The organism is Oscillospiraceae bacterium (assembly GCA_031265355.1).
In the GTDB taxonomy this organism is placed as follows: domain Bacteria; phylum Bacillota; class Clostridia; order Oscillospirales; family UBA929; genus JAIRTA01.
This window is the reverse complement of sequence record JAISCT010000001.1, coordinates 1-17,331: the sequence shown is the minus strand read 5'-3', so window position 1 is coordinate 17,331 and position 17,331 is coordinate 1. Positions and strand designations below refer to the sequence as shown.

23 protein-coding genes and 1 pseudogene are annotated in these 17,331 nt (G+C 56.8%); 22 read left to right on the top strand and 2 right to left on the bottom strand.

Annotation, left to right across the window (positions count from 1 at the left end; all coding sequences use genetic code 11):
- The 8 genes from tyrS to LBK75_00085 all read left to right on the top strand — a co-directional run bounded on the left by tyrS (window position 1) and on the right by LBK75_00085 (window position 6,294).
- Window positions 1-1,227 (top strand): tyrosine--tRNA ligase, encoded by a 1,227-nt coding sequence (gene tyrS / locus LBK75_00120; protein MDR1156701.1) that lies wholly within the window; start codon window positions 1-3, stop codon window positions 1,225-1,227.
- Between the two features lie 71 nt (window positions 1,228-1,298).
- Window positions 1,299-1,955 carry a site-2 protease family protein gene (locus LBK75_00115; protein ID MDR1156700.1) on the top strand — a complete coding sequence of 219 codons (657 nt, stop codon included), beginning with the start codon at window positions 1,299-1,301 and terminating at the stop codon, window positions 1,953-1,955.
- Window positions 1,956-2,011: 56 nt separating this feature from the next.
- The gene (locus LBK75_00110; protein ID MDR1156699.1) at window positions 2,012-2,773 is read left to right on the top strand and encodes a segregation/condensation protein A; all 762 of its coding nucleotides are present in this window, start codon (window positions 2,012-2,014) and stop codon (window positions 2,771-2,773) included.
- Window positions 2,774-2,779: 6 nt separating this feature from the next.
- Entirely contained in the window at window positions 2,780-3,322 is a 543-nt protein-coding gene (gene scpB, locus LBK75_00105; protein ID MDR1156698.1) for an SMC-Scp complex subunit ScpB, read from the top strand.
- Between the two features lie 18 nt (window positions 3,323-3,340).
- Entirely contained in the window at window positions 3,341-3,892 is a 552-nt protein-coding gene (locus tag LBK75_00100; protein MDR1156697.1) for a DUF2953 domain-containing protein, read from the top strand.
- Window positions 3,893-3,943: 51 nt separating this feature from the next.
- Entirely contained in the window at window positions 3,944-4,360 is a 417-nt protein-coding gene (gene ytfJ, locus LBK75_00095; GenBank protein ID MDR1156696.1) for a GerW family sporulation protein, read from the top strand.
- The gene (locus tag LBK75_00090) at window positions 4,338-5,486 is read left to right on the top strand and encodes a D-alanyl-D-alanine carboxypeptidase (protein MDR1156695.1); all 1,149 of its coding nucleotides are present in this window, start codon (window positions 4,338-4,340) and stop codon (window positions 5,484-5,486) included. The genes ytfJ and LBK75_00090 overlap by 23 nt, the downstream gene beginning before the upstream one ends.
- 103 nt (window positions 5,487-5,589) lie before the next feature.
- On the top strand, window positions 5,590-6,294 hold the full coding sequence (locus tag LBK75_00085; GenBank protein ID MDR1156694.1) for an rRNA pseudouridine synthase: 705 nt from the start codon (window positions 5,590-5,592) through the stop codon (window positions 6,292-6,294).
- A 6-nt stretch (window positions 6,295-6,300) separates the two neighbouring features.
- On the opposite strand, the gene LBK75_00080 is transcribed toward LBK75_00085, so the two are convergent.
- Together LBK75_00080 and LBK75_00075 are read right to left on the bottom strand one after the other, a co-directional pair.
- Entirely contained in the window at window positions 6,301-7,557 is a 1,257-nt protein-coding gene (locus LBK75_00080; GenBank protein ID MDR1156693.1) for an ABC transporter permease, read from the bottom strand.
- 108 nt (window positions 7,558-7,665) lie between these two features.
- Window positions 7,666-8,577, bottom strand: coding sequence for an ATP-binding cassette domain-containing protein (locus LBK75_00075; protein ID MDR1156692.1), 912 nt, complete (start codon window positions 8,575-8,577; stop codon window positions 7,666-7,668).
- A gap of 188 nt (window positions 8,578-8,765) precedes the next feature.
- Here LBK75_00075 and LBK75_00070 point away from each other — a divergent pair, with 188 nt between their 5' ends.
- The 14 genes and pseudogenes from LBK75_00070 to LBK75_00005 all read left to right on the top strand — a co-directional run bounded on the left by LBK75_00070 (window position 8,766) and on the right by LBK75_00005 (window position 17,210).
- Window positions 8,766-9,182, top strand: coding sequence for a secondary thiamine-phosphate synthase enzyme YjbQ (locus LBK75_00070; protein MDR1156691.1), 417 nt, complete (start codon window positions 8,766-8,768; stop codon window positions 9,180-9,182).
- A 164-nt stretch (window positions 9,183-9,346) separates the two neighbouring features.
- The gene (locus tag LBK75_00065) at window positions 9,347-9,850 is read left to right on the top strand and encodes a GNAT family N-acetyltransferase (protein MDR1156690.1); all 504 of its coding nucleotides are present in this window, start codon (window positions 9,347-9,349) and stop codon (window positions 9,848-9,850) included.
- A gap of 2 nt (window positions 9,851-9,852) precedes the next feature.
- Window positions 9,853-10,557 (top strand): GrpB family protein, encoded by a 705-nt coding sequence (locus LBK75_00060; GenBank protein MDR1156689.1) that lies wholly within the window; start codon window positions 9,853-9,855, stop codon window positions 10,555-10,557.
- Window positions 10,558-10,671: 114 nt separating this feature from the next.
- Entirely contained in the window at window positions 10,672-11,334 is a 663-nt protein-coding gene (locus LBK75_00055) for a DNA-3-methyladenine glycosylase 2 family protein (GenBank protein MDR1156688.1), read from the top strand.
- Between the two features lie 177 nt (window positions 11,335-11,511).
- Entirely contained in the window at window positions 11,512-12,174 is a 663-nt protein-coding gene (locus LBK75_00050; protein MDR1156687.1) for a TetR/AcrR family transcriptional regulator, read from the top strand.
- Window positions 12,167-13,420, top strand: coding sequence for an MFS transporter (locus LBK75_00045; protein MDR1156686.1), 1,254 nt, complete (start codon window positions 12,167-12,169; stop codon window positions 13,418-13,420). Before LBK75_00050 ends, LBK75_00045 begins: the two co-directional genes overlap by 8 nt.
- A gap of 217 nt (window positions 13,421-13,637) precedes the next feature.
- Window positions 13,638-14,057 carry a pyridoxamine 5'-phosphate oxidase family protein gene (locus LBK75_00040; GenBank protein ID MDR1156685.1) on the top strand — a complete coding sequence of 140 codons (420 nt, stop codon included), beginning with the start codon at window positions 13,638-13,640 and terminating at the stop codon, window positions 14,055-14,057.
- Between the two features lie 22 nt (window positions 14,058-14,079).
- Window positions 14,080-14,496 (top strand): GNAT family N-acetyltransferase, encoded by a 417-nt coding sequence (locus LBK75_00035; protein ID MDR1156684.1) that lies wholly within the window; start codon window positions 14,080-14,082, stop codon window positions 14,494-14,496.
- Entirely contained in the window at window positions 14,493-14,705 is a 213-nt protein-coding gene (locus tag LBK75_00030) for a hypothetical protein (protein ID MDR1156683.1), read from the top strand. Before LBK75_00035 ends, LBK75_00030 begins: the two co-directional genes overlap by 4 nt.
- Before the next feature lies 1 nt (window position 14,706).
- A complete protein-coding gene (locus tag LBK75_00025) occupies window positions 14,707-15,243 on the top strand; it encodes a ClbS/DfsB family four-helix bundle protein (protein MDR1156682.1) in 537 nt (178 codons plus the stop codon).
- A 56-nt stretch (window positions 15,244-15,299) separates the two neighbouring features.
- Window positions 15,300-15,746: pseudogene (locus LBK75_00020) on the top strand (glyoxalase).
- A 24-nt stretch (window positions 15,747-15,770) separates the two neighbouring features.
- Entirely contained in the window at window positions 15,771-16,403 is a 633-nt protein-coding gene (locus tag LBK75_00015; protein MDR1156681.1) for an N-acetyltransferase, read from the top strand.
- On the top strand, window positions 16,400-16,936 hold the full coding sequence (locus tag LBK75_00010) for a GNAT family N-acetyltransferase (GenBank protein ID MDR1156680.1): 537 nt from the start codon (window positions 16,400-16,402) through the stop codon (window positions 16,934-16,936). Before LBK75_00015 ends, LBK75_00010 begins: the two co-directional genes overlap by 4 nt.
- A gap of 40 nt (window positions 16,937-16,976) precedes the next feature.
- Window positions 16,977-17,210 (top strand): DUF3781 domain-containing protein, encoded by a 234-nt coding sequence (locus LBK75_00005; GenBank protein ID MDR1156679.1) that lies wholly within the window; start codon window positions 16,977-16,979, stop codon window positions 17,208-17,210.
- The last annotated feature ends 121 nt before the right edge of the window (window positions 17,211-17,331 follow it).

Below are 17,331 nucleotides of genomic sequence, written 5' to 3'. Positions count from 1 at the left end.
ATGACGGTTTGGGAGGAACTGAACGCGCGCGGTTTGGTCGCGCAGACCACCGGGGACGACACGGTGCGGGATCTGGTGAATGAGGGCAAGGCGGTCTTCTACATCGGGTTTGACCCCACGGCCGACAGTCTGCATGTGGGGCATTTTCTGCCCCTCATTCTGATGCGCCATCTCCAGCGTGCCGGCAACAGGCCCATTGCCCTGATCGGCGGCGGCACCACAATGGTGGGCGATCCCAGCGGGCGAACCGACCTGCGGCAGATGATGACGGCTGAGCGCATCGGAGCCAACGCGGAAAAATTCAAAGGACAGATTGGCCGGTTCATCGACTTCTCGGAGGACAGAGCCGTCATGGTGAACAACGCCGACTGGCTGATGGGGCTGAACTACATCGAGTTTCTGCGCGATGTGGGTATCCATTTTTCGGTCAACCGCATGTTGGCCGCCGACTGCTTCAGGTCGCGAATGGAGCGCGGTCTCAATTTCCTGGAGTTCAACTACATGCTGATGCAGGGGTATGACTTCCTTTGCCTGCACGAGCGGTACGGCTGCAACCTCCAGTGCGGCGGCGCCGATCAGTGGTCGAACATTTTGGCGGGTACGGAGCTCATCCGCCGCAAACGGGCGCACGATGCGCACGGACTCACCATCACGCTGCTGCTCACCTCGGAAGGTATCAAGATGGGCAAGACCGCGAAGGGCGCCGTCTGGCTTGACCCGGAGAAGACAAGTCCCTTTGAGTTTTTCCAATATTTCCGCAATGTGGCTGACGCCGACGTGATCCCTTTCCTCAAAAAACTGACGTTCCTGCCGCTGGGAGAGATAGACGCGATGGCGGCCTGGGAGGGGGCGCAGCTCAACACCGCGAAGGAGCGCCTGGCCTTCGCGCTCACGTCTCTCGTGCACGGCGCCCAGGAGGCCGAGCAGGCACAGGAGGCCGCGCTCTCTCTCTTCGGCGGCGGCGGGAACGCCGACGACATGCCGACCACCGCGCTGTCGCAGGCGCAGTTTACGAACGGCGCCATCTCCGTGCTGGACATGCTCGTCGCCTGCAAGTTGGCCGTTTCGAAGGGAGACGCGCGCCGCCTGGTCGAACAGGGCGGGGTGGAGGTAAACGGCCAAAAGGCCGATTCCTTTGGCGTTTCCTACACCGCAGAGCAGGTGCGCGGGGGGCTGGTCGTCAAAAAAGGGAAAAAGACATTCCACCGGGTACAGCTCTCGTCGTGACAGAGCCGGCGGACGCAGCCGAACGGACGCAGTAAACGAGCGGACGCGGCGCATAAAGAAGGAGAGACATTGTGCGTTTTTTGCAAGACTTCACTCCCACAAAGCTTCTTATCATCCCGGCGGCGCTGATCGCCATCATCTTTCACGAGCTCTCCCATGGTCTGGTCGCGTATTGGCTCGGAGACAAGACCGCCCAGGAGAGAGGACGTCTGTCGTTTAAGCCCTGGCGGCACATTGACCCGTTGGGCCTTGTGTTGCTGATCGTCGCCGGCTTCGGCTGGGCCAAGCCCGTGCCGGTCGACCTGCGCTATTTCAAGAAGCCGCGGCGCGACTTCGCGCTGGTGGGGCTCGCCGGCCCCGTGTCAAATTTTCTGTTGGCGTTGCTGGCGCTGTTTTTGTACTTCCTGACGAATCTGCTCGTGCCGACACTCTGGGACGGTCTGCTGGAGATGTTCTTTCTCTATTTGGCCGTCATCAACATCGGGCTTGGCGTGTTCAATCTCTTTCCCATCCCGCCGCTGGATGGTTCGAAGGTGGCGGGACTTCTCATTCCGGACCGCATGTATTACCGCCTCCTGGCGTACGAGCGCTATGGGATGGCGCTGCTCGCTCTGCTGCTCATCACCGACGTGCTCGATGTTCCGCTGGGATTTCTGACGGACCAGGTGCTCTACGGGCTCAGCTATGCGGCGTCGCGGCCGTTTGTGTGGCTCGGCCTCGCCGGGTGAGGCCGGCGTACGTATAATTTTGGTCAAACATGCAAAAAGAGAAGGGAGCGGGTCCCATGCAGACGCCCATGTTTCGGCTGGAACAGGCCGTGCGGGGTCCACAGGAGACGCTGGAGGATTTCGAGGGCCCGCTCGATCTGATACTGCATCTGCTCAGCAAAAACAAAATGGAGATCCGTGACATCCGGATCTCCGAACTGGTCGACCAGTATCTCGCCTATCTGGAGCTCATGAAACGCATGGACTTGGAAATCGCCAGCGAATTTGTGGTTATGGCCTCCCATCTGGTTTACATCAAGTCACGTATGTTGCTGTCGCTGTCCGACGAGCAGCCGGAGGAGGAGCTCTTCCTGCTGATGCAGGCGCTGGAACAGCGGCGTCAGCAGGAAGACTACCGCCGCATTGTCGTCGGGCGCGATTTTCTGCTGGCGCGCGCCGACATCGGGCGCAACTTGTACACAAAGCCGCCCGAGCCGCTGCCCGTCGACAAGACGTACACGCGTACCCACAGCGCCGAGGAGCTGGGGCAGGCGCTCCTGCAGATGCAGCAGCGCGCGGAACGGCGCCGTCCGCCGGACCCGGCGGTGTTTTCCCGCCTGGTGGGCCGGGAACCCCATCCCGTGGGCGACATGATCGTGCTGGTCCTCCACCGGCTGGAGGCCGCCGGTCGCCTGCTGTTCTCCGTGCTGCTGCGGCAGGGGAGAGACCGGTCCGGGCGGGTGGCCCTGTTTTTGGCCATGTTGGAACTGTGCCGGGACGGCCGAATCGCCGTCGACGAGCACGGGGAGGACTATTCACTATGTTTGAGGGGAAAATAGGGCCTTATGGACGTGAAGGAGATTTTGTCTGTACTGGAGGGCATTTTGTTTGCGGCGGGCGACGCGGTCGGCGTCGAACGCCTGTGTGCGTTGCTCTCGCTGGAACGCCGAGAGGTCGAGGCGATGCTGGCGCAGCTGGCGGACGAGTACCGTTTTGAGCGCCGTGGGATCCGGCTGGTGCGCATGGAAGACCGCTGGCAGCTCGTCTCCGCGCCCGAGCACGCCGAGCTGATCCGTGCGGCGCTGGAGGAGAGGCGCGCGCCGCCGCTCTCCAAACCCGCGCTGGAGGTGCTGGCCATTGTCGCTTACTACCAGCCCACCACCCGGGCGTACATCGATCAAGTACGCGGCGTGGACAGCTCCAACACCGTGGTCACGCTGACAGAGAAGGGTCTCATTGAGGAGTGCGGCCGGCTGGAGGTGCCCGGGCGGCCCATCCAATACCGGACAACGCCGGTGTTTTTGCGTTCCTTTGGATTGTCGTCGCTGGAGGAATTGCCGGAGCTGCCCTTTGGTCTCACCGAGGAGGATGGGCAGCTCAGCCTGTGACGAACGGAGGGTGAGGCAATGGTCTTTTGGGTGTCGGCCGGGGTTGTACTGGCGCTGGCGTCGGCGCTCACGATGCGGTTGCGCTTCACGCTGATCGTCCGACCGGGCCGGGAGATCCTGTTGCGGCTCCGTTGGGGGGTGTTGATGTTTCGTTTGTCGCCGCGCGCCGTCGCGGGCCGTCCGGCCAGGACGTCGAAACGAAGGGCCGGGTCCAGCCCCCCAAAACGGACGGCGGACGAACGGACGGACATCCGAGCTCTTCTGGGGCCGGCGCGGGAGAGCGCGGGGATTTTACTGCGCGGGCTGCGCGTGGACAGATTCTACTGCCACGTTGTGGCCGGTGCCGGCGACGCCGCCCACACGGCGCTCCTGTACGGTTCTCTGCACGCGGCTTTGGGCCTGGCCGCGCCGCTGCTGGCGCGTGTGAAGCGCCCGAACGTCACGGTGGGTCTCGATTACAGTCTCCCGCATCCGCAGGTGTATCTGCTGGCTTCCGTGTCTATCCGGCCCTTTGCACTCCTGCGCACGGCGCTACACTTTCTCCGGCGCCGGTTGGCCGGCCCGGCATAAAAGGCAAGACGGTCTCAATACAATAGACCAATGGATGAGAGGGTGGAGAATATGGAAAAAAATTCCATTCCAGAGCTGATGAGCGTCACAATGACCAAGATTCGTGAGATGGTGGATGTGAACACCATTGTCGGTCAGCCGGTGTCCACGCCGGACGGTACGACAATCATCCCCGTGTCGAAGGTAAGCTTTGGTTTTGCCGCGGGCGGCACGGATTACGCGGGGAAACACGACAAGCCGGAGGAGGACAAAAACTTCGGCGGCGGCAGCGGCGCCGCCGTAAACATCCATCCGGTGTCATTTTTGGTGGTGAGTCCCACGGGCGTCAAACTCCTCCCCGTGGCGCCGCCGCCGGGCAGTGCGGTGGACAGGGCGATCGAGGCCGTACCCGCGCTGCTGGAGAAGGTCGCGTCTCTTTTGGGGCGAAAGAAAGGAAAAGAGGACGATGAGGAAGAAAAGGAATTATAGGGTACCTCTCACACGGCTTGCACGGCTGTGCGCGTTCGCGTGTGTGCTCTCTCTGTGCGTTGTCTCCGCGCCGCCGGCGTCCGCGCTGGACGTCTCTGCGGAGAGCGCCGTCTTGTACGACGCGGTCGAAGACACATTCCTTTACGAAAAAAACGCCGACGCGCGTATGCTCATGGCCAGCATTACCAAGATGATGACCGCCTTAGTGGTGCTGGAGCGGTGCGATTTGGAGGACGTTGTCACCGTGCCCGCATCGTGTGTCGGTGTGGAGGGTTCCTCCATGTCCCTGAAGGAGGGGGAGCGGTTGACCGTGGAGGAACTGCTCTACGGGATGTTGCTGCTCTCGGGCAACGACGCCGCCGCCGCGCTGGCCGTGCACACCGCCGGCAGCATCGAAGACTTCGCGGCGCTGATGAATGAGAAGGTCGGGGCGTTGGGGCTTCAGAACTCGCACTTTGCCAACCCGCACGGGCTCAACGACGACGCCAACTATGCGAGCGCGCGCGACCTGGCGCGGATCGCCGCCGAGGCAATGCGCGCGCCCACCTTCCGTACCGTTACCGCCACAAAGACGATCCAGGCGGCCGGGCGCGATATGCGCAACCACAACAAGCTGCTGTGGGACTACGAGGGCACGATCGGCGGGAAGACGGGCTATACGATCAAGGCCGGGCGCTGTCTGGTCTCCATGGCGGAGCGGAGCGGACGCATGCTTATTGCCGTCACATTGAAGGCGCCGGACGACTGGAACGACCACCAGACGCTCTACGATATGGGGTTTGCGCGCTTTACGCAGCGGACGCTCTGCACGCAGGGTGAGATTTTGGCCCGTGTACCTGTTGTATCCGGGTTGTCGGGTCTGGTGCCGGTGCGCGCAGGGCAGGGACTGACCGCGGCGCTCTCAGACGAAGAGTGGGCCCGGATGGAGACGAAGTTTTCCCTGCCCTGGTTTGCTTGGGCGCCGGTGTTTCACGGCGACGCAGCCGGGCGTGTACGTTATGTGGTGGACGGCCGGACGGTAGGAGAGACGAGGCTCTATTACGAGACCGGCGTCGAGGCCTATCTGCCGGCGGAGAAGTCGTTTGGGGAGAAGATCGCCGGCTTCTTCGGGCGCGGTGCCGCGTGACGCCGCCGGGGCGGTTGTTGGATCTTGGTGTGCCGCCGCAGTGCACGCTGTGCCCATCGTGATAGATGGATGCCCATAGAAAAAGGAAAGGCAAGGCGTTTTTATGCAAGAACGGCTCAGCAAAATCCTCGCGGCGCACGGCGTGACCTCGCGGCGCGGGGCGGAAACGCTTATTGAGAGCGGGCGGGTGAAGGTCAACGGGCAGACGGCTGTGATCGGGCAGAAGGTCGACATCGAGTCCGACGCCGTCGAGGTCTCCGGCCGGCCGCTACGACCCTGCCCGGAGTCGATGACTGTCCTGCTGCACAAGCCTCGCGGCGTCGTGACGACGCTCTCCGACGAAAAGGGACGGCGGACCGTGCGCGACGTGGTTTCGGGGATCGACACGCGGTTGGTGCCGGTCGGTCGTCTGGACATCAACACGGAGGGTCTGCTGCTCATGAGCAACGACGGCGCTCTGGTGCATCGGATCACTCACCCGTCGCATGAGATCGAAAAGGAATACCACGTGTGGGTTACGGGCCCTGTGGACACGGCAAAGCCTATCCTTGCGGGGCCCATGACGATCGAGGGGTACACGGTGAAACCCGCGCGCGTGGCACTGGTCGAACGGCGGGAGGATGGCGGGGTGCTGTCTCTGGTCATCCACGAGGGGCGCCATCACCAGGTGCGCCTGATGTGCGAACAGGCGGGCCTCACCGTCAAGCGTCTCGCCCGCGTTCGTTTGGGCTTTCTGACGCTGCAGGGCGTCCCATATGGAAAATGGCGCAAACTCACGCCACTGGAAATCAAAAAGCTCAAACAGTGAGCGGAGTCAACGGCGGGCGCGGCGCAGGATGCGCAGCAGTTCCGCCGGGCGCGGCGGTTTGCCGTAGAGCAGTACGCCCACGCGGTAGATGCCGGAGGCCAGATAACCACAGGCGAGGTTGGCGGCGGCCAGGAGAGTCACGGACAGGAGGATCTCCCAAGCATCCGGATTGCTCATCGAGATGCGGACGAACATGGCCATCGGCGCGGTGAAGGGGATGAAGGAGAAGACCGTCATCGCCGGCGTGTCCACGCGGCCGCTGACCGTGCCAATGAAGACGGCAAAGAAAGAGAAGAGAAACACAAACGTGACCGGCAGCACGGCGCTGTGCAGTTCCTCCATGCGGCTGACCAGCGAACTCAGCGCGCCGTATAAGAAAGCGTACAGAAAAAAGCCCAATAAAAAGAACAGGCAGGTATATAAGAGGATGCTCACCGGCATAGAGAAGATGGAAGCGATGATGGCGTTGTCCGTCCAGTAGGCGCTGTTGAGCGAATAAAACAGAATGCCGGCGCCGAGCAGCGCGGCCAGCTGTGTGAGGCCGGCCAGCCCGGCGCCCAGCACTTTTCCGAAGATGAGGTTCTGCGTTTTGGCCGATGTGATGAGCAACTCCATGGCCCGCGAGCTCTTTTCGGAGGCCACGCCGTTGGCGACAAACTGCCCGTACAGCATGATTGCCATGTAGAGTAGGAAGATCAGCAGATACGTATAAATAAAACTGGTCATCTGGTTTTTGCCGATCTCCACAACCGTGCCTGCCACCGGCGCTGCGAGGACCTCCGCGAGGTCCGCCTCGGACAGGCCGGCGCGCTGTAGTTTGCCCAATCTGAAGCGCGCGGCCATGACGTCGTGTATTTGCGCCGCCGACACATCATACAGGCCGAGCTGATTGACAATGTAGACATACGAGAGCGGCGGCGACACGGCGACGGCGACGGTGTATGTCCCCGCCTCCACGGCACGCCGCAGCGTTTCCACGTCGCCGTCCACCAGCGCAAACGCATACTGGGGCATCTTTTCAGTCAGCATCCGGAGAGTCTCCGCCGCCAGCGCCGGGTCGGAGTCTGAGAGCGCCGCCGGCATGGGAGCCCGGATGGGCGGCGGGCTGTCCCAGGCGCCTTTGTCCGCCGTTGGCGCCGACAGACGGGGGAAGAAAAGGGTCACGCCCATGACCAAGATCATCACCAACGTGACGATGAGAAATCCTTTTCCCATCACGTAATTCAGATATTCAAACCGAAATACATGCCAAAATTGCCTCATCAGACATCTCCGTCCTCCCTGTGTGTCTAGGGATCGCGCCTCTGATTACGCCTGCCGGACACAGTGTCGAGTACGGGGTTGGTCGGGGGCGCTTGGTTGTCAGCGCCATCATACGACGTCCTCCGTGTATTCGACAAAAATGTCGGAAAGCGACGGTTCGTAGACCTGGATCATATCGAAGTCGAGATCCTGCTCGACCAGCGCGGAGATAAAGTCCCGTTTGTGCTGTGCGCTTGTCAACGTCACGGACAGCTGTGTCTCCGTCTCCGACATCTCTTTGACGAGAGGCGAGAGCGCCGACTGGATGTAGCCGCGCATCGCGGGCAGCGCCGGTCCGGAGAGAAGGAGGCGGTTACGTTCGTAACTCCGTTTGATCTCCCGGATACCGCCGGACAGGACGATGTGCCCACCGTTTAAAATGGCGATCTGGTCACAGAATTCCTCGATATAGTTCATCTGATGACTGGAAAAAAATACCATCTTACCCCGATCGATCTCCTCTTTGACGATGTCTTTGAGCAGTCGGGCGTTGACGGGGTCCAGGCCGGAGAAGGGTTCGTCCAAAATGAGGATGGCCGGGTCACACTGGAGCGCCGCCACGAGCTGGATCTTTTGCTGGTTGCCTTTGGACAGCGTGTCCAGCCGTTTGTGGGCGGACGCCGCCAAGCCCACGCGTTCGAGCCAGTACTGCGCGTTTCGGCGGCTTTCCGCCGCCGTCAGGCCCCGCAGTCGGGCGAAGTAGACGAGTTGGTCCAGGATAGGTTTTTTGACGTAGAGGCCCCGCTCTTCTGGCAAGTACCCGAGGTGCACAGCCGCGCGATCGAGCGGCTGTCCGTTTAGCAGGATCTCGCCGCTGTCGGCCGGGAACACGCCCATGACAATGCGGATCGCCGTCGTCTTACCCGCGCCGTTGCGCCCCAAAAGCCCCAGAGCCGTGCCGCTCTCGGTTTCAAAGTTGATGCCCCGCAGCACCTGCTTTTCACCGAACGCTTTGGTCAGATGCCGCACCGTCAGCCGCATCGACATGCCTCCTGTCTGAAATGGGAAATATTACCGAGCACATCATCCGCTTTGTATCATATCTCATAAAGACTGATTTGTAAAGTCTTTTGGGCATACAAAAGGAACCTGCGAAAGAAGCCGTCGAACGATTAGTACATCGGTATAGGCGGCGAACGGCGCGAGTTAGAAAGTGAGGATAAGCCAATATGAAATCCTACCGAAAAGAACTGCATTTTTACACCAAGGTCCGCCGTGCCTACGTCAATATTACGCCGCAGGTCGAGGCCGCGCTCGCTGAGAGCGGAATCCGCGAAGGGCTGTGTCTTGTCAATGCGATGAATATCACAGCGAGCGTGTTCATCAACGACAACGAGAGCGGGCTGCACCGTGATTTCGAGCGCTGGCTCGAAAAGCTGGCGCCGGAGAAGCCCTATGAGCAATACGACCACAACGGCTACGAGGACAACGCCGACGCGCATTTGAAGCGAACCGTTATGGGGCGCGAGGTTGTCGTGGCGGTCACGGACGGCAAGCTTGACTTCGGAACGTGGGAGCAGATATTCTATGGCGAGTTTGACGGTATGCGTGACAAGCGGGTGCTGGTGAAGATCATCGGAGAGTGAATCTATAATCTCTTATTACGGCAGCGTGATTTTCTGGTCCGCGCCGATTAAAACATTTCAGAAAAACAGGCTCCGCGCGCTGCGGATAGCGAAAGCATTGATCATTCAGGAGTTGGAGCGTAAAAACGATTGACAAAGATAATTGAAAAGGATTGAATGACAATATGATGAACGCACATAGCATAATGCCGATTACCTCCGAGACACGCGAACTTGCGACTGCTTACATCACTCATGCGTGGCAGACTGCTCAAATGATGGTACGTGGCGAAATCATCGACTGCGCCGTTTTAGCCGGTTTCATCGCGTTGGACGAATCCGGCGAAAACGTCATCGGACTCGTGACCTATATTATCCGCGGCGACGCCTGTGAAATTGTATCACTTAACAGTGAACGCCCGCGCACAGGGCTTGGCACTGCCCTGATTGATAGAATAAAGCAGACGGCCATTGCCAAGGGCTGCACAATCCTGCGCCTGCTGACGTCAAACGACAACATCAACGCGATAGGTTTTTATCAAAAGCGCGGATTTGATATGGTCGGCTTGAACCTGGGCGCAATAGACCGGGAGCGGGAATCGTTTAAGCCTGAAATACCATATATTGGGCAGAACGGGATACCGCTCCACCATGAGATAGATTTTGCTATGAAATTGGAGGACTTCTGATAATGGACGTAATCGCTTCCGTTTCGCTGTCCGTCCAAAAGGCAAACGCGGCGTTACGGTTGTATGAGTGGTGCGGATACAAAGTCATCAAGGAGCAGAAAACCGATTATATCATGCTCAAACGCCTTGACGGGAAGGAAACGGTCGCTTTTGGACTGACGCTGGAGGAACTTTGGCAATTGTTCCCGATTGAGCTTGCGGAACACAATCCCGCATGGCGTGATTGGTATAAAGATGAGGAATCCTCTCTGCTCACGCTTTTAGACGGCGCGATCGAGAAGACTGAGCATATCGGAAGTACTGCAATAGACGGGCTTCTCGCTAAGCCGATTGTGGATATTTTGTTGCAGGTCGCCTCGGATTGCGATATAGATTGGCTGAAAACATCACTCGCCGATGGTGGGTGGCTGCTTATGGCGGAGCAGATTTCCCCTGACGTTCGGTCGGATTGGAACAAAGGCTATACGCCGGAGGGATTTGCCGAGAGAGTGTTCCATCTGCACGTCAGGCAGGCCGGAGATTGGGACGAACCGCGCTTCCGTGACTATATCGTCGCTCACCCGGAAGCGGCGGCAGAGTACGAAGGACTCAAACGGCGACTGCTTATGGAATATAAATACAACCGCGACGCCTATACGGATGCAAAGAGCGAATTTATCCGCACTTGTACCGCAAAGGCGCGTAACGACCAAGAAAAAAGCCGATGAACCAATGATTAAGCTCGGCGACGACGAATACCCACTTACCGTGTTCCCCAAAAAGTCCCTGCCCGGATATAATCGGCATGAGACTTTCAATTTGGAAGTTTTGGGAGAGTGAATATGTATTTTGAATACGGTGACAATGAAATCGAATACTTGAAGCATAAGGATAAACGGCTCGGCGAGGTGATTGATGCAATTGGGCATATTGAGCGCGAAATTAATGGCAATTTGTTCGAGTCCGTCGTTTATCATATCGTCGGACAGCAGATTTCCTCCGCCGCCTTGAAAACAGTCTGGATGCATCTGACCGACAAGCTCGGAGAGGTCAACGCCAAAGCAATCTGCGCCGCTTCCCGTGAAGAAATCCAAGTCTGCGGCGTCACATTCAAGAAGGCGGACTACATCAAAGACTTCGCCGCCAAAGTTCAAAACGGCGAATTTGACGTTGACGAACTCCGTTTCCTGCCGGAGGCTGATGTGATAGCCAAACTGTCCGTGCTGAAAGGTATCGGCGTTTGGACAGCCGAGATGCTGATGATTTTCTGTCTTGGACGTCCTGACGTTATGAGCTTCGGCGACTTGGCGATACAGCGTGGCTTGCGTATGCTTTATCGCCACAGGAAAATTGACCGCAAGCTGTTTGACAAATACGCCCGCCGATATTCACCCTATGGCACGGTGGCGAGCCTGTATTTGTGGGCAATCGCGGGCGGCGCGATACCAGAAATGCGCGACTGTGCGCCAAAAAATCGGCTCGGCCTTCGGCAGACGCACTTCTGACACTTGAACCATATCTGGCTTGCGTTCACAATTATCGTTATTGCTGTTTGCCGTGAGAAGGCCGAACCGACATAGTAACCGAAAGAAGTATTGACAACCGACAGACGATATGTTATGCTAATTTAAGTACCGACGTTCGGTACTTAAATTGGGCTTGCTGAAAAGGAGAAGCGCGCCATGCCGAGGAAGAACAATTCACAGCAGACCATCAGCAACATCATAGATGTTGCCGCAAGGCTGTTCGCGGAAAAGGGCTACGAGCAGACGACGATACAGGATATTGTGGATAACTTGGGCATGTCCAAAGGGGCGATTTTCCACCACTTCAGCTCCAAAGAGGACATCGTGGAGGCGGTGATAGGCCGGCATCGCGATAAGCTCATAGCGGCCGCCGAGGCCGCCGCCGCCGACAAGAGCGTCCCGGTGCACGAGCGCCTTGTAAAAACCGCGCTGGCCTTGCATGTGAGCGACGATACAGGATTGCAGATGGCCGAGCATCTGCACAAACCGCAAAACGCGCTCATGCACATGAAGATAGAGCGCATGCTTTTTGACGACGCGACCCCTGTCATGGCGAGGGTTGTGCGCGAGGGCATGGAGCAGGGGCTGTTTGACACGCCTTGCCCGGAGGAAGTGATCGGAATGATTTTGACATACAGCAACAGCGCGTTCGACGCCGAACATATGGCCGGTCTCACCGCCGATGCGCTGTCGCGTAAAGCCCACAACTTTATTTGGACGATGGAGCGCTTGCTCGGCGCTGAAACCGGGAGTCTCGGCGGCATGATACGACTGTTTGACGGTTTGGCCGGAACGGGCGGGCGAAACGGACATGAGTAAAGCCGAGGCTTATATCTTGCCGCCGCCAAGAAATTTTCGACTGATGGCGGCGGGGCAGGTCGTGACCGTGCTGGGCTCGTCGCTGCTGCGTTTCGCTCTCTCGCTCTACGTCTTGGATATGACTGGGCGCGCGGATTTGTTTGCCGCCCTGTTCGCCATTTCAAGTATACCCGTATTGCTTGCCCCGGTGGGCGGGGCAATATCTGACAGATTCAATCGCCAGCGCCTGATGGTGCTGTACGACGCTGTCTGTTGCGGCGTTACGTTGGCTTTCCTGCTCATCATGCTCAGTGGTCACGCGTCCGTGTTTGCCGTTGGGGCGGTGATGGTGATCCTCGGCATTGTCGGCGCGATAGAAACCCCAAACGGCACAGCCTGCATCCCATTGCTTGTTGAGCAGGATAAGCTGGAGTCCGCGAACGGCGTCATTCAGGCAGTGCAATCCCTGTCCGGCATAGCGGCCCCCGTCCTCGGCGGCGTCCTGTACGGCGCGCTGGGCATCCGGGCGCTTGTCGCGATAAGCTGCGCGGCTTTCGCGGCGGCGGCAATTACTGAAATGTTCATCAAGATTCCGTTTGCCAAACGTCCACAGACGGGCGGGATGATCCGGACGTTGGCCGGAGATTTGAAAGACGGCTTTGCCTATGTGTGGAAAGAGCCGTTCATACGGAGCCTTATGATCACCGCCGCGCTCCTGAATCTGGTTCTTGTCCCCTGCTTTCTCGTGGCCTCTCCGCTTATCCTGCGAATGACCCTGCAAAGCGGCGACGCCGCATATGGGGCGGGCATGGGGCTTATCGAGGCGGCGTCCATAATCGGGGCGCTCACGGTCGGCGTGTTCTCGAAGAAAATGCGGATGGATACCGTGTGGCGGTGGATACTCGCGATTGCCCTTCTGTTTGTTCCTCTTGCGCTGTCCGTGACGCCCGCGGCGCTTGGGACAGGGTTCTGGCCGCCTTTTGTCGTTTTTATGCTCTGCGTCATGCTTATGACGGCGGCGACGACCATCCTGTCCATCTTCGTCATTGTCAGGATACAGGCGAAAACGCCGGGCGAAAACCTGGGCAAGGTCATGGCGATCATACAGGCGGTCGCGCAATGCGCGGCTCCGATAGGGCAGCTTCTGTACGGCGCGGCGTTCCAAGGCTTTAGCAGCGCCGGCTATGTCCCTCTGCTGCTCGCGGGCGGGCTTACGATATCGATTGCTTTCATCGGGAAAGCGACGCTCGGAAAGGAAGGAATGTAACGCATAATCAAAAGCCCCTTGAGCTTTTCACGGACACGAATCTGACGGAACTTGAGGTTTCCCACATAATCAGGGGATTCCGCAGCCTTATCCACGGCTTCGCCACAATCGCCGGACACAGAGGCTTTGGGCATCCGTCGGACGCGGTGGAGAGTTTCGACTACTGCCTTTCGCTTTTTCTGGCGGGGATCGAACATAAAATAGGAGGGCAAAGACCATGATGAGAAATCCCGGACAGACCATCGGCAACCTGATCGACAAGCAAGGCGCATCTTTCATCGCCTCGGTGGACGAAAACGGCTTCCCGAATATGAAAGCCATGCTGCCGCCGAGGAAGCGCGAAGGCATACAGCGCTTCTGGTTCACCACCAACACGTCGTCCATGCGGGTGGCGCAGTACCGCGACAACCCGAAAGCCTGTGTCTATTTCTACGACAAGCGGTTTTTCTGGGGCGTTATGCTCAAAGGTTCAATGGAAGTGCTGACGGACGCCGCGAGCAAGGAAATGATTTGGCAAGACGGCGACACCGTGTATTACCCCGGCGGCGTGACCGACCCCGACTACTGCGTTCTGTGCTTCACAGCGGCGTCAGGGCGCTATTACGCCAACTTCAAGTCGGAGGATTTTGCGCTCTGACGGCTCTACGCGAATACATCCTATGGAAAGCGGGAATACAAATGAGAAAAACAATTCAATTTATCACTTTGACTTGGGCTGTAAGTTGACTGACATTATGAGCGGAAGCGCATTGGTATTGTTTTGCGACGATCAATTCGTGGGAAGCAGCTGCCGCGCGGACAATCACATTACAAGAGTTTATGTTCTGCCCGCTTTTCAGGGGAAAGGCTGTGGCAGTTATATCATGCGGCAGCTTGAGGATGAAATCGCTAAAAGCTATAACGAGGCGGTATTGGACGCTTCCCTTCCGGCAGTCCGGTTATACGAAAAACTTGGGTATGCAACGGTAAAGCACAAAAAGTTGGTTGTTGAAAATGACGCGGTCTTGGTCTATGAGGTTATGAAAAAGGAACTTCATGACAGAAACAATAGGAAAGAAGGAGGCACAAGTTTATGAGCAAATATGACCCGCTATGGGAACACCTTCAAACCGGCGGAAGCCAAACGCTCCGGCTCACGTTTGAGGGAATCCAAGCTATCCTCGGATTCCCGATAGACCATTCTTTCTTGACGTACAAGAAAGAAGCCGCAGCGTATGGGTATACGGTCGGCAAGATTTCCATGAAGGAGCAGCACGTTACATTTCAGAAAGCGGAGGGAAAATGAAATGGCAAGAGCAACAACCAAAGCGGAGCTGATAGCGGCCGCAAATGACCAATGGTCAAAGATGTGGAAGATGATTGATGCCATCCCTGGCGGGGCGAAGTCTGTCGTGTTTGACTTTGGCGATGACCCTAAATTGAAGGAAGCCCACTGGGAGCGAGATAAGAATATGCGAGACGTCCTTGTTCATCTCTACGAGTGGCATCAGCTTTTGCTCACGTGGGTTACAGCGAACATAGACGGTAACAACAAACCCTTCCTGCTTGCGCCGTACACATGGAAAAGCTATGGCGATATGAATGTCGGGTTTTGGGAGAAGCACCAGTCCACAACCTATGAAGATGCGGAATCCATGCTCAAAGACAGCCACGCAAAGGTTATGGCGTTGATTGAATTCTTGAGCAATGAGGAACTCTTTGAGAAGAAGCATTTTCCTTGGACGGGGACAACCAATGTAGGAACTTACTGCGTTTCAGCCGCGCCGAGCCATTACGACTGGGCGATGAAGAAAATCAAACAGTACAACAAAGGGAAGAAATAAGCAAGATTTCGATGAAGGAGCAACACGTAACATTTCAAAAGATGGAGGGCTGATAAATGAAATTTTGCGGTGTGCTTTTGGCCGTAACGGATTTAGAATGTTCAAAAGCGTTTTACAAGAAGTATCTCAACCAAGCCGTAGTCGCTGACTACGGCGCGAACGTCACGCTCACGGATGGATTTTATCTCCAAACCCTCCCCTCCTGGCGCGCCTTTATCGGCGGCCTCGATGTTCGTTTCAAGGGTAACGACGCGGAGCTTTATTTTAAACCGGATGATTATGACGGCTTCATATCGAATATTGGCGAGTTGGAACTTGTACACCCGCCTATCGAACACGCATGGGGACAGCGCTGTGTACGCTTCTATGACCCTGACGGGCATATTATCGAAGTCGGCGAACCCATGACGGCGGTGGCGATACGATTCAAAGAAAGCGGTATGAACGTTCCGCAAATCGCCGAGCGAATGGACGTAAAGGAAGAATATGTACGAGCATGGCTTGGCGACAGTGCAAGGAGGACTGTAATGACGAATCATGACATCACCATCCGCATCGAGCGGCAAGCCGATTATGAAGAAGTGGAGCGGCTGACCTTCGCGGCGTTTGAAACAATGGAGTTTCCGGGCCAGATGTACACGAACGAACATTTTCTCGCTCATCTGCTCAGAGGCGACCCGGACTTCGTGCCAGAATTGGACTTTGTGGCAGAGAAGAACGGCGAAATCGTCGGCAATATTATGTACAGCAGGTGCGCCATCATTCGGCCGGACGGGACAGAAACGGAAGCGCTTGTTTTTGGGCCGGTCAGTGTTAAGCCGGAACTGCACCGTCAAGGTGTCGGTACGATGCTCATAGAACACAGTCTCAACCGCGCCCGTGAATTTGGTTACAAAGCTGTGCTGATAACAGGACACCCGGACTATTATCGCCGCTTTGATTTCGTCCCCGCAAGCGCCTATGGCATAACCACGCTTGACGGCAAATCCTTTGATGCGTTTATGGCGCTGGAGCTTTACGAAGGCTATTTGGGCGCAGATGGCGGAAAATGGAAATGCTGCAAGGCGTTTGATGTTTGCGAGAGCGACACGTCCGCATTCAGGGAGTTTCACCGTGTCTTCACCGGCAGAATACAAGCTGATGGGAGATGGCAGTCATGATATTGGAAACGAACAGATTGATTTTGCGCCCGTGGAAAGAATCGGATGCCGAGAGTCTGTATGAATACGCGAAAAGTCCTCTTGTCGGGCCGGCGGCGGGTTGGCCGGTTCATACAAGCGTCGAAAACAGCCGGCAGATTATCCGGGAGGTTCTTTCGGCGGATGAAACCTATGCGGTAACAATCAAAAATGACGGCTCCGCAATCGGAAGCGTCGGTCTGTTGATCGGGGATAAAAGCGACCTTAACATAAATGCCGATGAAACTGAAATAGGCTACTGGATCGGCGCGCCGTATTGGGGGCAAGGATTTATTCCGAAAGCGGTACGCGAATTGATGCGGCACGCCTTTGATGATTTGGGTATGACTGCTATTTGGTGCGGATATTTTGACGGCAACGAAAAATCAAGGCGGGTAAGCGAAAAATGCGGTTTTCGGTTTCATCATACGGAAAACAATAAAGAATACCCGCTTATCAATGAAACCAAAACGCAGCACATTGCTTGTGTTACAAAACATCAATTTTGGCTTTGACTTCCGATGTGGATGTTTTTAGGGTGCGGAGGATGCGTTTATGAATGAATTGATAAAGAACATTGACTTGCTCCATACGACAGAATTGGGGGCGGAACGCATAAAACGAAATCTTGGCCTGACGGCTGATGATGTTGTCGGTTGGTGTAGACAAAGCATCCTATCAACCGAAAACATTCAAAGGAAAGGCAAAAACTGGTACGTTTACGTGGATAACTCGATCATTACAGTAAACGCTTACAGTTATACGATAATTACGGCGCACAAAGATTAGGAGGACAAAGGCTATGGAATTATTAAAATTGAAAATCTATGCGAAGTCTACGGCAAGGATGAGAATCAAGTTGGCGTGCTCAATAAAGAAGGAAGGTACAAGTTTATGAGCAAATATAAAC